General features: G+C 68.3%; 13 protein-coding genes and 1 riboswitch. Of the genes, 7 read left to right on the top strand and 6 right to left on the bottom strand.

Annotation, left to right across the window (positions count from 1 at the left end; all coding sequences use genetic code 11):
• The first annotated feature begins 83 nt into the window (after positions 1-83).
• On the top strand, positions 84-1,052 hold the full coding sequence (locus OG963_RS17320; protein WP_371799219.1) for a diacylglycerol kinase family protein: 969 nt from the start codon (positions 84-86) through the stop codon (positions 1,050-1,052).
• A gap of 319 nt (positions 1,053-1,371) precedes the next feature.
• Positions 1,372-1,629 carry a WhiB family transcriptional regulator gene (locus OG963_RS17325; protein WP_003953983.1) on the top strand — a complete coding sequence of 86 codons (258 nt, stop codon included), beginning with the start codon at positions 1,372-1,374 and terminating at the stop codon, positions 1,627-1,629.
• Positions 1,630-1,799: 170 nt separating this feature from the next.
• Here the strand turns inward: OG963_RS17325 and OG963_RS17330 are convergent, their stop codons facing one another.
• Both OG963_RS17330 and OG963_RS17335 read right to left on the bottom strand, forming a co-directional pair.
• Entirely contained in the window at positions 1,800-3,266 is a 1,467-nt protein-coding gene (locus OG963_RS17330; protein ID WP_030915668.1) for a sensor histidine kinase, read from the bottom strand.
• A gap of 341 nt (positions 3,267-3,607) precedes the next feature.
• Complete coding sequence (locus OG963_RS17335; RefSeq protein ID WP_093772646.1) at positions 3,608-4,678, bottom strand: SIS domain-containing protein; 1,071 nt, start codon at positions 4,676-4,678, stop codon at positions 3,608-3,610.
• A 209-nt stretch (positions 4,679-4,887) separates the two neighbouring features.
• Here OG963_RS17335 and nagB point away from each other — a divergent pair, with 209 nt between their 5' ends.
• Positions 4,888-5,673, top strand: a complete 786-nt coding sequence (nagB, locus tag OG963_RS17340; protein ID WP_030915661.1) for a glucosamine-6-phosphate deaminase — start codon at positions 4,888-4,890, stop codon at positions 5,671-5,673.
• 120 nt (positions 5,674-5,793) lie between these two features.
• Here the strand turns inward: nagB and OG963_RS17345 are convergent, their stop codons facing one another.
• The 4 genes from OG963_RS17345 to OG963_RS17360 form a co-directional block, all read right to left on the bottom strand.
• On the bottom strand, positions 5,794-7,341 hold the full coding sequence (locus tag OG963_RS17345; RefSeq protein ID WP_093772648.1) for a glycoside hydrolase family 3 protein: 1,548 nt from the start codon (positions 7,339-7,341) through the stop codon (positions 5,794-5,796).
• A 9-nt stretch (positions 7,342-7,350) separates the two neighbouring features.
• Entirely contained in the window at positions 7,351-8,181 is an 831-nt protein-coding gene (locus tag OG963_RS17350; RefSeq protein WP_093772650.1) for a carbohydrate ABC transporter permease, read from the bottom strand.
• Positions 8,178-9,164 carry a carbohydrate ABC transporter permease gene (locus OG963_RS17355; RefSeq protein WP_030915653.1) on the bottom strand — a complete coding sequence of 329 codons (987 nt, stop codon included), beginning with the start codon at positions 9,162-9,164 and terminating at the stop codon, positions 8,178-8,180. The genes OG963_RS17350 and OG963_RS17355 overlap by 4 nt, the downstream gene beginning before the upstream one ends.
• An 84-nt stretch (positions 9,165-9,248) precedes the next feature.
• Entirely contained in the window at positions 9,249-10,532 is a 1,284-nt protein-coding gene (locus OG963_RS17360; protein WP_030915652.1) for an extracellular solute-binding protein, read from the bottom strand.
• Positions 10,533-10,837: 305 nt separating this feature from the next.
• On the opposite strand from OG963_RS17360, the gene OG963_RS17365 reads away from it, so the two are divergent.
• The 4 genes from OG963_RS17365 to OG963_RS17380 all read left to right on the top strand — a co-directional run bounded on the left by OG963_RS17365 (position 10,838) and on the right by OG963_RS17380 (position 14,427).
• The gene (locus OG963_RS17365) at positions 10,838-11,614 is read left to right on the top strand and encodes a GntR family transcriptional regulator (RefSeq protein ID WP_030915649.1); all 777 of its coding nucleotides are present in this window, start codon (positions 10,838-10,840) and stop codon (positions 11,612-11,614) included.
• A 205-nt stretch (positions 11,615-11,819) separates the two neighbouring features.
• Positions 11,820-12,074 carry a DUF3311 domain-containing protein gene (locus tag OG963_RS17370; protein WP_030915647.1) on the top strand — a complete coding sequence of 85 codons (255 nt, stop codon included), beginning with the start codon at positions 11,820-11,822 and terminating at the stop codon, positions 12,072-12,074.
• Positions 12,071-13,726 carry a monocarboxylate uptake permease MctP gene (gene mctP, locus OG963_RS17375; RefSeq protein WP_093929407.1) on the top strand — a complete coding sequence of 552 codons (1,656 nt, stop codon included), beginning with the start codon at positions 12,071-12,073 and terminating at the stop codon, positions 13,724-13,726. The genes OG963_RS17370 and mctP overlap by 4 nt, the downstream gene beginning before the upstream one ends.
• A gap of 200 nt (positions 13,727-13,926) precedes the next feature.
• A complete protein-coding gene (locus OG963_RS17380; protein ID WP_093772654.1) occupies positions 13,927-14,427 on the top strand; it encodes an N-acetyltransferase in 501 nt (166 codons plus the stop codon).
• Positions 14,428-14,467: 40 nt separating this feature from the next.
• Positions 14,468-14,606, top strand: a riboswitch (cobalamin riboswitch).
• Positions 14,607-14,616 lie beyond the last annotated feature (10 nt).

A 14,616-nucleotide genomic window follows, 5' to 3' on the forward strand; every position in this document is an offset into this window, starting at 1 on the left:
CACCGCACCCGGTCCGTCACCGAGCGTGAAGGCAACGGGTAAGGACTTCAGACCGATACCACGTGGTAGGTAGTCTGGCCGTCATGCGCGCACTCCTTGTGGTCAATCCAGCTGCTACCACCACCAGTGCGCGGACCCGTGATGTGCTCATCCATGCGCTGGCCAGCGAGATGAAGCTGGAGGCGGTGACCACGGAGTACCGCGGGCACGCCCGGGACCTGGGGCGACGGGCCGCCGACTCCGACAACATCGATCTCGTCGTGGCGCTCGGCGGCGACGGCACGGTCAACGAAGTCGTGAACGGCCTGCTCCACAAGGGGCCCGACATCGACAATCTGCCGAGCCTCGCCGTGGTGCCCGGCGGCTCCACCAATGTCTTCGCGCGCGCCCTGGGTCTGCCCAACGACGCGGTGGAGGCGACCGGAGCGATCCTGGACGCACTGGCCAACCGGACCGAACGCACGGTCGGCCTGGGGCTGGCGGCCGGCACACCCGGCACCGAGGACGAGTCGGTCCCCGAGCGCTGGTTCACTTTCTGTGCCGGTCTCGGTTTCGACGCGGGCGTGGTCGGCAGGGTCGAACAGAAGCGCGAACTCGGCAAGCGGTCGACGCATGCGCTGTACGTACGTCAGGTGGTCCGGCAGTTCCTGGACGAACCGCACCGGCGGCACGGAACGATCACCTTGGAAGCCCCCGGCGCGAACCCGGTCACCGATCTCGCGCTGTCCATAATCTCGAACACGGCCCCCTGGACCTACCTGGGGAATCGTCCGATGTACGCGTCCCCGAAGGCCTCGTTCGACACCGCCCTGGACGTCCTCGGACTGAAGCGCCTCTCCACCCCCGCGGTCGCCCGGTACGGCACCCAGCTGCTCACTTCGAGTCCCGAGAAGGGCCCGCACGGCAAGCACGCTGTTTCACTTCACGACCTCACGGACTTCACCTTGCATTCAAAGGTTCCGCTGCCGTTCCAGATGGATGGTGACCACCTGGGCCTGCGTACGAGTGTGACGTTCACAGGCGTACGCCGTGCACTGCGTGTGATTGTGTGAGCGGAAGGACCCAAAGTCCTTTAACTCGAACGTTTGGACTGGCCTCCACCCCATAGAAGTACGGCTGTGACCTAGCCGACACCGAGGAATCAAAAAAAAGTTTCCGGAAGGGGTTGTATCCGCCGCCGAGGTTTGCGAATCTCTACATGGCGATCGGGACGGCCCGCAACAACGGCCTCCACTGAGAGCCAGAACCCCTCCTCACTGCACAGGACCACAACCAGTTCATCTGGGCGTCGGCCCGTCACCTGTGGGGGGATTCGTGAAAGCGTTCACATTCACAAGCAACAGTATGCAATACCAAGGAGAGGTAGCAGCCATGGACTGGCGTCACAACGCCGTTTGTCGTGAGGAAGACCCCGAGCTGTTCTTCCCCATCGGCAACACCGGTCCTGCGCTGCTGCAGATCGAGGAAGCCAAGGCCGTCTGCCGTCGCTGCCCCGTCATGGAGCAGTGCCTGCAGTGGGCGCTCGAGTCCGGCCAGGACTCCGGCGTCTGGGGTGGCCTCAGCGAGGACGAGCGCCGCGCAATGAAGCGCCGCGCCGCTCGCAACCGGGCGCGTAACGCCAGCGCCTGATCCGACGCCACCGCTACGAGCCTCAGTCAGGCGGCGCGTACAGAGCGTACGCACCAACCCGCCCCCCGAGTCGCAGCGCGCAGTACCCCCGAAGCGCATGCATGACCAGTGAGCCCGGACCGTCAACAACGGTCCGGGCTCACTGCTGTTCCCCCGGGGAACAGCCGCGGCTACTTCTCCGCGCTGACCGGGATGTCGAGGACCACCTGCGTGCCGCGTCCGGGAGCCGGGACCATGCCGAACGATCCGCTCAACTCGCCCTCCACCAGCGTCCTCACGATCTGCAGGCCCAGATTGCCGGCGCGCTGCGGGTCGAACCCCTCGGGCAGCCCGCACCCGTCGTCCTGGACGGTGATCCGCAACCGGCCCTCGGTCGGGGAGCCGCCGCGCACCGCGGAGACCTCCACCGTGCCGGTCTGCGCGACGGTGAACGCGTGCTCCAGCGCGTTCTGCAGCACCTCGGTGAGCACCATGGCCAGCGGAGTCGCCACTTCCGCGTCGAGGATGCCGAAACGGCCCGTGCGACGGCAGGTGACCTTGCCCGGCGAGATCTCGGCCACCATCGCGATGACCCGGTCGGCGATCTCGTCGAACTCGACCCGCTCGTCCAGATTCTGGGACAGCGTCTCATGGACGATGGCGATCGAACCGACGCGCCGTACCGCCTCGTTGAGGGCCTCACGGCCCTGCTCGGAATCCATCCGGCGGGCCTGCAGACGCAACAGGGCGGCCACGGTCTGGAGGTTGTTCTTCACCCGGTGGTGGATCTCCCGGATGGTGGCGTCCTTCGTGATCAACTCACGCTCGCGACGGCGCAGTTCGGTCACGTCGCGGAGCAGGACCAGGGAGCCGATACGGACACCCTTGGGCTTCAGCGGGATCGCCCGGAGCTGGATCACGCCGCCCGCGCACTCGACCTCGAACTCGCGCGGCGCGTATCCGCTGGCCACTTTGACCAGGGCCTCGTCCACCGGGCCGCGGGACGGCGCGAGTTCGGCGGTGGTCTTGCCGAGGTGGTGTCCGACCAGGTCGGAGGCGAGACCGAGGCGGTGGTACGCGGAGAGGCCGTTGGGGCTGGCGTACTGGACGACGCCGTCGGCATCGAGCCTGATCAGCCCGTCGCCGACGCGCGGCGACGCATCCATGTCGACCTGCTGGCCGGGGAACGGGAAGGATCCGGCAGCGATCATCTGGGCCAGGTCCGAGGCCGACTGGAGGTAGGTGAGCTCCAGTCGGGACGGGGTGCGGACGGTCAGGAGGTTGGTGTTCCGGGCGATGACCCCGAGGACCCTGCCCTCGCGGCGTACGGGGATGGACTCGACCCGTACCGGCACCTCCTCGCGCCACTCAGGGTCGCCCTCGCGCACGATCCGGCCCTCGTCCAGCGCCGCGTCCAGCAGCGGACGGCGGCCGCGCGGCACCAGGTGACCCACCATGTCGTCCTGGTAGGAGGTGGGACCGGTGTTGGGCCGCATCTGGGCGACCGACACATAGCGGGTTCCGTCGCGGGTGGGGACCCAGAGGACCAGGTCGGCGAAGGACAGGTCGGAGAGCAGCTGCCACTCCGAGACCAGCAGATGCAGCCACTCGAGGTCGGTGTCACTCAGGGCTGTGTGCTGGCGGACGAGGTCGTTCATGGAGGGCACGTGTGCGAGCGTACCTGTGGATACGCACTGGTTCCGAACCGAACGACCGGCCTGTGCGTGCAAGGGGGAAGGGGCCGGAAATTGCCGCGCTCCGATGGATGGACACAGACGAATGGTCTAGTCCACAATGCTGAGGAAAGAGCTTCCGCTCTCCCCGCACAGGAGAGCGGATCGAGGTGGCCGCGCTCTCTGCCCTGACTGCGACGGCACCTCTCCCCGGCCGGGGGCACCGCACACCGCCGGCCGAGCAACTCCGGGCTGCGGTGCCGGACGGGCTGAGGGTCCCGTCCTGGCGCCGCGGCCCGCGGGTGTTTCCGGGGGCCGCCCCGTGTTCAGCGGGTCTCGGTGACCTTGGCCAGTGCGCGGGGCGCGTCCGGGTCCTGACCACGGGCGATCGTCACCTCGTACGCCAGCAACTGCAGCGGCAGGATCTCCAGGATCGGCTGAACCTCCTCGGCGACCCCGGCCGTCGGCAGCACGAAACCCGCGGACGCCGCCTCCACCTGCGCCTTCGGGCCGACCACGAAGAGGTCCGCGCCACGGCCGCGCAGCCGGTCCAGGACCGGCTGGAGTGCCTCGCCGCCCCTGCCGTCGGTGACCACGGCGATCACCGGGGAGATGTTGTCGACCATGGCGAGCGGGCCGTGCAGCAGATCGGCGCCGGAGTAGGAGAGAGCGGGGATGTAGCTCGTCTCCATCAGCTTCAGGGCGGCTTCCTTGGCCGTCGGGTAGCCGTAGCCGCGCGAGGTGATGACCATGCGCTCGGCGAAGCGGTAACGCGACGCCAGGCCCTTGATCTCGTCCTTGCGGGCCAGAACCGCTTCGGCCAGCTCCGGCAGGATCGCGGCGGCGGCGCCGTCCCCGCCGCGCAGTCCCTCGACGAAGAGGTAGAGGGACAGCAGGGAGGCGGTGTACGTCTTGGTGGCCGGGAGCGCCTTCTCCGGTCCCGCCAGGATGTCGATGTGGTGCTCGGAGACGGCGGCGAGCGGCGAGTCCGGGTTGTTGGTGACGGCCAGGGTGATCGCGCCGGCCTCGCGCGCCGCCCGGGTGGAGGCCACCAGGTCGGGCGAGCCGCCGGACTGGCTGACGGTGATGACGAGGACGTCCCGCAGGTCCGGCTTGGCGCCGTACGCCGTGGTGGTCGACATCGACGCCAGACCACAGGGCAGGCCGAGCCGGATCTCCAGCAGGTACTTGGCGTAGAGCGCCGCGTTGTCCGACGTACCGCGGGCGGTGAGGAGGACGAAGCGCGGGTTCTTCGCCGCGATCTCGGCGGCCACCGCCCGGATCTCCGGGGCGCCCCGGTCGAGGATGCGGCGCAGCACCCCGGGCTGCTCGGCCATCTCGCCGGACATGATGCGGCCCGGCCGCTCGCCCTCTTCGGCCGGAAACGTGGCGGACATGTCGGGTGCCTCCCAGAGGTGTCTCGGTGCGTCCGGAGCGGCGGTCCGACCAAGTCGACCACGGCAGAGCCGGGGGCCGCCAGCGGGCCGCGGCCGGACAGCGCACGAACGGCATCCGCACGTCACCGCACGGTGGTCCGGCTCTGCTAGATTAGATCTCGATTGGTCTATACCACACGTCATCACCTCCTCAGATCGGCAGGCCCCGCGTGGAAGTTGTCATCGTCCCGGACGCCAAGGCAGGCGGCGAGCTCATCGCGGGGGCCATCGGCGCCCTGCTCAGCCGCAAGCCCGACGCACTTCTCGGCGTTGCCACCGGTTCGACCCCGCTGCCCATCTACCAGGCACTGACCGCCAAGGTCCGCTCCGGCGAGGTGGACGCCTCGCGCGCCCGCATCTGCCAGCTCGACGAGTACGTCGGACTGCCGGCCGGCCACCCCGAGTCGTACCGCTCGGTGGTGCTGCGCGAGGTCGTCGAACCGCTCGGCCTGTCCGAGGCCTCCTTCATGGGCCCCGACGGCTCCGCCGAGGACGTGCAGGCCGCCTGCGAGGCGTACGACAAGGCGCTCGCCGCAGCCGGCGGGGTGGACCTGCAGCTGCTCGGCATCGGCACCGACGGTCACATCGGCTTCAACGAACCGTGCTCCTCGCTCGCGTCCCGCACCCGGATCAAGACGTTGACCGAGCAGACCCGGATCGACAACGCGCGCTTCTTCGACAACGACATCAGCCAGGTGCCGCACCATGTCATCACCCAGGGCATAGGCACCATTCTGGAATCCCGCCACCCGATCCTGCTGGCCACGGGCGAGGGCAAGGCCGACGCGGTGGCGCAGACGGTCGAGGGGCCGGTGGCGTCGTTCGTCCCGGCGTCGGCGCTGCAGCTGCATCCGCACGCGACGGTGGTGGTGGACGAGGCGGCGGCATCGAAGCTGAAGCTGGCCGACTACTTCCGCGCCACGTACGCGGCGAAGCCGCGGTGGCAGGGGATCTAAGGTCTTTCGTTCGGATCAGGCGAGCCCAGCCCGGCTCCAGGTCTCCGGACACGGAAGGGCCGGGGCACCGTGGCGGTGTCCCGGCCCTTCCGTGTTGCTCGAACGCCGGACGAGCTCGGCTCAGTCGTCGGACGCCGTCGGGTGGGGTGCTCCCGTGATGACTTCCGCGGCCGCGACGCCACAGACCCGTGCGGCTCCGTGGGTCGCCATGTACAGCGCTCCCCGCGGCTCCGCCTGCGGCACGCCCATCTCGACCACCACCGTGTCGGGGCGCTCCGCCAGCAGCGTGGTGAGTGCCTCGCGCATCCACGCGTGCCGGTGGGCGTCACGGACGACCGCGACGATGCGCCGATCCCCCGCAGCCCGCATCACCGCGGCCGCCGGCTCCTCGGTCTCGCCGCTGTACGTGTCGGTCGCGGTGCCGGGCAGGACCCGGGCCAGTTCGGCCGCGACGCCCCACGGGGTCTCGTCACCGACCGCGATGTTCGCGACGGGGGTGAACGCGGCCACGTACGCGGGTTCGGTGAGCGGCTCGGCGGTGCCGGTCAGCTGCAGCGCGCGACGCGCGGCGACCAGGCCGATGTCGGACGCGATACCGGTGCCGGGCGCGGTCCCCTCCTGCGTTGCCGCGCCCGGCTCCGGGACAGCCCCCCGGGCCCGCTGCGTCCAGGACGCGAGGGCACGTACCCGTGCCGCCGCGTCGGCCAGCCGCTCCTCGGGCAGTTCGCCGGTCCGTACCGCCGCGACCAGCGCGTCGCGCAGCCGCAGCACGGTGGCCTCGTCCTCCAGCCCGCCGCCGACACAGATGGCGTCGGCGCCCGCGGCGATCGCGAGGACGGAGCCGCGCTCGATTCCGTACGTCGCGGAGATGGCCTGCATCTCCATGCCGTCGGTGACGATCAGACCGTCGTAGCCCAACTCGTTGCGCAGCAGGCCCGTGAGGATCTGCGGGCTCAGGGTTGCCGGGCGGTCCGGGTCGAGCGCGGGCAGCAGGATATGCGCGCTCATCACCGATTTGGAACCCGCTGCGATCGCCGCCCGGAAAGGCACCAGCTCACGGGCGTGAAGGGTGTCGAGATCCACATCGATGCGGGGCAGCGCATGGTGCGAGTCGACGGCGGTGTCGCCATGCCCCGGGAAGTGCTTGGTGCAGGCGGCGACCCCGGCGGCCTGGAGGCCCTCGATGTACGCGGCGGTGTGCCGGGCGACGAGGTGCGGGTCGGCTCCGAACGACCGTACGCCGATGACCGGGTTGTCCGGGTTCGAGTTGACGTCGGCTGACGGCGCCCAGTTGAGGTTGACGCCGCACTCGGCGAGCCGTCGGCCGAGCTCCTGAGCGACCGCACGGGTCAGCTCCAGGTCGTCGACGGCCCCGAGGGCGAGGTTGCCGGGGAAGGACGAGCCATGACGCACCTCCAGTCGGGTGACATCACCGCCCTCCTCGTCGATCGCGACGAGCACGTCGTCCCGCTCGGCCCTGAGGCGGGCGGTGAGCGCGGCAAGCTGTTCCGGCGTCTCGATGTTGCGGCCGAACAGGCCGACGGAGGAGAGGCCTTCGCCGACGCGGCGCAGCAGCCAGTCGGGGGCGGTGGTACCGCTGAACCCGGGCTGCAGGACGGCGAGGGCGTCGCGCGTGACGGTGTCCGTGGTGGAGGTGAAGGTGGTCATGGGCCGGCGTTATCCCTTCACTGCGCCGTCGGTAAGACCGCTGACGGCCTTGCGCTGCAAGTAGATGAAGAGGACCAGGATCGGTACGGCGAAGAGCGAGGAGGCGGCCATGGTCGCCCCCCAGTCGTCACCGAACGCGGTCTGGAACTGGGAGAGCCAGAGCGGCAGGGTCTGCGACTCGATGTCCTTGTTGAGGATGAGGACGAGCGGGAATTCGTTCCATGCGGTGATGAAGCCGAAGAGCGAGGTGGCCATCAGGCCGGGGCCGAGGAGCGGCAGGATCACCTTCATGAAGGCCTGCGGGCGGGTGCAGCCGTCGACCATCGCGGACTCCTCCAGCTCCCTCGGCACCGAGGCGACGTAGCCGCGCAGCGTCAGGATGGTGAAGGGCAGGACCATCATCATGTAGAAGATCGTCAGCGGGACCAGGCTGTTCAGCATGTCCGCGTCGCGGACCAGCATGTAGATCGCGATGACCATGACTTCCCACGGCGCCATCTGCGCGATCATGAAGGTCAGCAGGATGCCGCGGCGGCCCTTGAAACGCATGCGCGCCATCGCGAAGGACGCCAGCAGTGCGATCAGCAGCGAGGCGGCCACGGAGAGCACGGTGACGGTGAACGAGTTGCGGACCAGGGTCCAGAAGTGGTCGGCCGCGACGGCCTTCCGGAAGTGCTCGAAGGTGATGTCGGTGGGGAACCACACCGGGGTGTCGGTGATGATGTCGCCGGTCGGCTTGAAGGCCGTGCTGAACATCCAGTAGACGGGGAAGGCGAAGCCGATGAAGAGGACGACTGCCGTCGCGTTGGGCCAGATCCGGCCGATCAGTGAGCGCCTCACAGCTCGTCCTCCTCTTGCTTGAGTACGGTGCGCAGGTAGTAGCCGGTCATCACCAGCAGGACGATGATCGTCAGGAACGAGATGGCCGAACCCTTGCCGAAGTGCTGGTTGCCGACACCTTCGACGAAGGCGTAGACGGGCAGGGTCTCGGTGAGCCGGTCCGGGCCGCCGCCGTTGATCGCGAAGAGCTGGGCGAAGGACTTGAAGACCCAGATGACTTCGAGGAACGTCGTGGCCAGCAGGAACGGCTTGAGGAACGGGAGCGTCACCGAGGTGAAGCTCTTCCAGCTACCGGCGCCGTCGAGCGACGCGGCCTCGTACAGCTCCTTGGGGATCGTGGTCGACGCGGCGTACAGGTTGATCGCCACGAACGGGATGGACATCCAGACGATCACCAGGGTGACCAGCGAGAAGGTGGAGAACTGGGTGCTCGTCCAGTTGTAGTCGGCCATGGAGTGCCAGCCGAGACTGTCGAGCACATAGTTGACGACACCGAAGCGCTGGGCGAACAGCCACTGGTAGACCGTGGTCGCGGCGATGAGCGGCATGGCCCAGGCGAGCACGAGGCCCAGCATGAGCAGCAGCCGCATCTTCTTGCCGAGGCGCGCGAGCAACAGGCCGATCAGGGTCCCGAGCACCATGATCAGGACGACGTTGGCGGCGGTGAAGAAGATCGAACGCTCGACGACCTTCCAGAACTCCGAGCTGCCGAGGACTTCGGTGTAGTTGTCGAAGCCGTTCCACTCGGTCAGGTGGAGGATCAGCTGGCGCGGGTTGAGGTTCTGGAACGACAGCATGCCGTTCTTGACCAGCGGATAGCCCAGGAGCACCGCTGTGGCGAGCAGTGCGGGCAGGAGGAGCAGGTACGGGGCCGGGCCACCGACCCGCTTCTTGCTCGATGCGGCAGGGCCGCCGGGAGGCGCGTCATCCTTGCGGACGCCGGCTGCCGGGACCGAGTCCACTTGTTCGGTCTGCACTGACATGCTCGCCATCTCTTCTCGGGCCGTACGGTCGAGTCACGCGGGAGCGCCGGGGGGCGGTCGTTGCCCGCCCCCCGGCGCGTGCGATCAGCTCGTCTGCGAGAGACGCTTGTTGATCTCCGACTCGACGGCCTTGGCGGCGTCGGCCGGGGACTTGCCGTTCAGAACCGCGGTCATGTAGCTCTTGATCGGGTTCGGCGCGTTCTCGACAGCGGCCCACTCGGGGATGAGCGGGGTGGTGCCACCGCCGACGGCGGCCGGGGCCGCGGCCTCGGCGGCGCCGTTGCCGGTCAGGTTGGAGTTGAGCGACTCCTTGTTCGGGATGACGCCGTTCTCCTTGGCCAGCTGGCCCTCGAACTGGTCGGACAGGGCGAGCTTCAGGAACTCCTTGGCGAGGTCCTGCTTCTTGCTGCCCGCGGCGACCGCGAAGTTGGAGCCACCGAGGAAGACACCCTCGGGCTTGTCGGCGGTCTCACCCGGGATGGTGAAGTAGCCGATGTCGCCCTCGATCTTCTTGTTGGCCGCGATGGCCGTGCCGGCCTCCCAGCCCATGCCGATGAAGGCGCCGACGTTGCCCTTGGCGAAGACCTCGGCCTGCTGCGGGGTCGCCTCGTCCTTGTCCTTGGGGGCCTTCGAGTAGGACTGGTACTTCTTGTAGAGCTCCATGGCCGCGGCGACCTTGGGGTCGGAGAGGTTGGAGACGTACTTGTCGCCTTCCTTCTTCACGAGGTCCGCACCCTGGCCGATGGTCAGGCCGTCGAAGAAGTACCAGTTCTGGCCGGGCATGTAGATCGGCTCGGCCTTGCCCTTCTTCTTGATGGCGTCGAGGTCCTTGAAGAAGTCGTCGCGCGTCTTCGGGGTGTCCTTGATGCCGGCGTCGGCCCAGACCTTCTTGTTGTAGATGACGACGCGGTTGGCGAAGTACCACGGGGCGGCGTACTGCTTGCCGTCGAAGACCGAGGACTTGTTGAGCGCGTCGACCCAGTCGCCGCCGATCTCCTGCTTGAGGTCGCTCAGGTCGGCGAGGCCACCGGTGGCCGCGTAAGCCGGGGTCTGGGTGTTCCCGACCTCGATGACGTCCGGCGGGGTCGACTCGGAGAGAGCCGTCGTGATCTTCTGCTGGATGCCGTCCCACTTCTGGGTCTGGAACTTCAGCGTGGCGCCGGTCTTCTTCTTGAAGGCTGCGGTCAGGTCCTTGGTCCAGCCGGGAGGCGTGGAGCCGTCCATGGCCCAGACGGTCAGCGTCTGGCCCTTGTAGCTGTCGGGGCCGGTCTTCTTGCCGCTGTCGCCCTTGCCGTCGTCCGAGCCACAGGCAGTGGCACCGGCCATGAGAGCTACGACACCAATGGCCGCGATGAGTCCGCGCTTCACGACACCCTCCTCAGGGATGCAAGAGAATTCCCCCCACCACCCGAGATCGCCGTCCGTCGCACAACCGCATACGACGGGTACTGCCCGTGGGGCTGGGACCTGGTCTTTAATGGTTTAGACCAGTACGGGGAGCTTGGCCTAGACCTTTAGGGGTGTCAAGGGTGTATAAGAAGTGCACTCGCGTCCGTTACAGGACCGACACCTGAGGGAGGGCGACGAGCCGTGACCGGACCGTGCCACCATGTGAGCCGCGACAGATGGAGGAGCCGGTGACGGCAGCAGCGCAGCAGTCGGGAAGGCGGGCGATGGGTTCCGACGGGGGCAGTTCGGAGAACGAGGCGGGCGCGGGCACCGGTGCGGCCACGCGTACCGCCCGCGTGCCGAAGTACTACCGCCTCAAGCGCCATCTCCTCGACATGACGGACACCATGCCGCCCGGCACCCCCGTGCCGCCGGAGCGGACCCTGGCCGCCGAGTTCGACACCTCGCGCACGACCGTGCGCCAGGCGCTCCAGGAGCTGGTCGTCGAGGGCCGGCTGGAACGCATCCAGGGCAAGGGCACGTTCGTGGCCAAGCCGAAGGTCTCGCAGGCCCTGCAACTGACCTCGTACACGGAGGACATGCGCGCCCAGGGACTGGAGCCGACCTCGCAGCTGCTGGACATCGGCTACGTCACGGCCGACGACACCCTCGCCGGGCTGCTCGACATCACCACCGGCGGCCGGGTGCTGCGGATCGAGCGGCTGCGCCTGGCCAGCGGCGAGCCGATGGCGATCGAGACCACCCACCTGTCGGCCAAACGCTTCCCCGCGCTGCGCCGTTCACTCGTGAAGTACACCTCGCTGTACACAGCACTGGCCGAGGTGTACGACGTACGGCTGGCCGAGGCCGAGGAGACCATCGAGACCTCACTCGCCACCCCGCGCGAGGCCGGACTGCTCGGTACGGACGTGGGCCTGCCGATGCTGATGCTGTCCCGTCATTCCCTGGACGGACAGGGCGAACCGGTCGAGTGGGTGCGGTCGGTGTACCGCGGCGACCGTTACAAGTTCGTGGCGCGCCTGAAGCGGCCGACCGACTGAGACGGCGGGGCCCGGCTCCTGACCGTCCAGCTTCCCTTATGCGGACGGAAAATCAGGATTGGGACCCCTCTGGCGGCATCCCTCCCCCGACCCCGGCACACCGTTGCCGGACCGAAATGCGGACAGGGGGTGACGCTGGCCGGGACTCTCCCCTAGATTTCCTGCGCATTACAACAGGTGGTCAGCGAGGGGACGGAGTCGCCATATGCCAGAAGAAACAGATACGAAACCACCAACGGTCACACCCATGAGGGTGGTCATCGCCCTCTGTCTCGTCGCGCCGTTCGTGGCGATGCTCTGGGTGGGTTCGTACGCGAAGGTGGACCCGACCTTCATCGGCATTCCGTTCTTCTACTGGTACCAGATGCTCTGGGTGCTGATCTCCACCGCGCTCACGATGGTCGCGTACAAGCTGTGGCAGCGTGACCAGCGCTCCCGCAAGGGGGGTGCTTCCGCATGAAGGACGGCGTGAACGGCGTCGCGCTCGGCGTCTTCATCTTCTTCTTCCTGGCCGTCACGGTCATCGGATTCATGGCCGCGCGCTGGCGCAAGGCCGAGAACGAGGCCAGCCTCGACGAATGGGGGCTGGGCGGACGCTCGTTCGGCACCTGGGTCACCTGGTTCCTGCTCGGCGGCGACCTGTACACCGCGTACACGTTCGTCGCCGTCCCCGCAGCGATCTACGCGGCGGGCGCGGCCGGCTTCTTCGCGGTCCCGTACACCATCCTCGTGTACCCGCTGATCTTCACCTTCCTGCCGCGGCTGTGGTCGGTGTCGCACAAGCACGGGTACGTCACCACCTCGGACTTCGTCCGCGGCCGCTTCGGGTCGAAGGGGCTCTCGCTGGCGGTCGCCGTCACGGGCATCCTGGCCACGATGCCGTACATCGCGCTCCAGCTCGTCGGTATCCAGGCGGTGCTCGACGTGATGGGCGTCGGCGGCGGTGAGAACACCAACTGGTTCGTCAAGGACCTGCCGCTGCTGATCGCGTTCGCGGTGCTCGCCGCGTACACGTACTCCTCCGGGCTGCGGGCCCCCGCACTGATCGCGTTCGTCAAGGACGGCCTGATCTACCTGGTCATCGCGGTGGCGATCATCTACATCCCGATCAAGCTGGGCGGTTTCGACGACGTCTTCGCCAAGGCCGGCGAGGCGTTCTCGCAGAAGAACCCGGCGACCGGCGCCCCGCGCGGAGCTCTCGCACCGGGCGAGGCGGGCCAATGGGGCTACGCCACTCTGGCCCTGGGTTCGGCGCTCGCGCTCTTCATGTACCCGCACTCGATCACGGCGACGCTCTCCAGCCGCAGCCGTGACGTGATCCGGCGCAACACCACGATCCTGCCGCTGTACTCGCTGATGCTGGGCCTGCTGGCGCTGCTCGGCTTCATGGCGATCGCCGCCGGGGTCAAGGTGCAGAACGGGCAGCTGGCGATCCCGCAGCTGTTCGAGAACATGTTCCCCGACTGGTTCGCCGGTGTGGCGTTCGCCGCGATCGGTATCGGCGCGCTGGTGCCCGCCGCGATCATGTCGATCGCCGCCGCCAACCTCTTCACCCGGAACATCTACAAGGACTTCCTGAAGCCCGACGCGACCCCGGCCCAGGAGACGAAGGTCTCCAAGCTGGTGTCGCTGCTGGTGAAGGTCGGTGCGCTCGTCTTCGTCCTCACGATGGACAAGACGGTCGCGATCAACTTCCAGCTGCTGGGCGGGATCTGGATCCTGCAGACGTTCCCGGCGCTGGTCGGCGGCCTGTTCACCCGGTGGTTCCACCGCTGGGCGCTGCTCGCCGGCTGGGCGGTCGGCATGCTCTACGGCACGCTCGCCGCTTACGGGGTGGCGAGCCCGACCCAGGCGCACTTCGGCGGCTCCTCTAAGGAGATCCCGGGGATCGGCGAGATCGGGTACATCGGCCTGACCGCGTTCGTGCTGAACGTGGTGGTGACGGTGGTGCTGACGTTCGTCCTGAACGCGGTGAAGGCCCCGGCAGGAATCGACGAGACGTCACCGGCCGACTACACGGCGGACGCGGGCGACCCGGGCGTGAAGGTCGAACTCCCGCTGGCCAGGCCTGAGCCGGCCGCGTCGCCCGACACGAGCCCGTCGACCAACTAGGGTCTTCCGTTCGGGTCGGGCGAGCCTGACCCGAACGGCAAGCCCTGGGCGTGCACGGCAGTCGAGAGATGTGGCCCGGCCGGCGACGGAGGAAGAATCCGTCGCCGGCCGGGCCACATCGGTTCCGTACAGAACCGGCACCCCTGGCCGTACCCGGGCAGCTTCCCCCGGGCCCCGTCCCCGTACGGCACACTTCCGCCATGGACATATCGATCAGGGCCGTCGACTCCACCGAGCACCGCCTCCTCGGCGAGATCACCGCATACGCGTACCTCGACGACGGCCTGCTCGACCTCGGTACCGAGGACCCGTATGCCGAGCAGCTCCGCGACGTGCCGCGCCGCGCCGCCGAGGCCGACGTGCTCGTCGCGGTCGGTGCCGACGGCCGGGTACTGGGCGGCGTGACATACGCACCGCCCGGCAACCCGTGGGCCGACATCGCCGGCCCCGACGAGGCCGAATTCCGGATGCTCGCCGTCGCGCGGGAGGCGCGTGGCCTCGGGGCGGGCGAGGCGCTCGTACGGGCCTGTATCGACCGTGCACGGGGTACCGACGGCGTCGCACGGCTCGTCCTGTCGACGCAGTCGACCATGCTCGCCGCCCACCGGATCTACCGTCGCCTGGGCTTCGTACGGACCCCGGAGCGCGACTGGTATCCCATCCCAGGCCTCAAGCTGCTCACCTACAGTCTCACCCTGTGAACCCCGAACGACACAACATGTGGGGGCTGCCTCAACGGGCGGCCCCCACATGTATGCTCGTGCTCGCTGTCGCCGCAGGGAAATCCGGTGGGAATCCGGAACTGTCCCGCAACGGTGTGATCGGTGTACTTTTGCGCACCCTGTAAGTCCGAGGACCTGCCGACAGCGCGTCCGGCTCGACCGAACCGG

The sequence above is a fragment of the Streptomyces sp. NBC_01707 genome (genome assembly GCF_041438805.1).
In the GTDB taxonomy this organism is placed as follows: domain Bacteria; phylum Actinomycetota; class Actinomycetes; order Streptomycetales; family Streptomycetaceae; genus Streptomyces.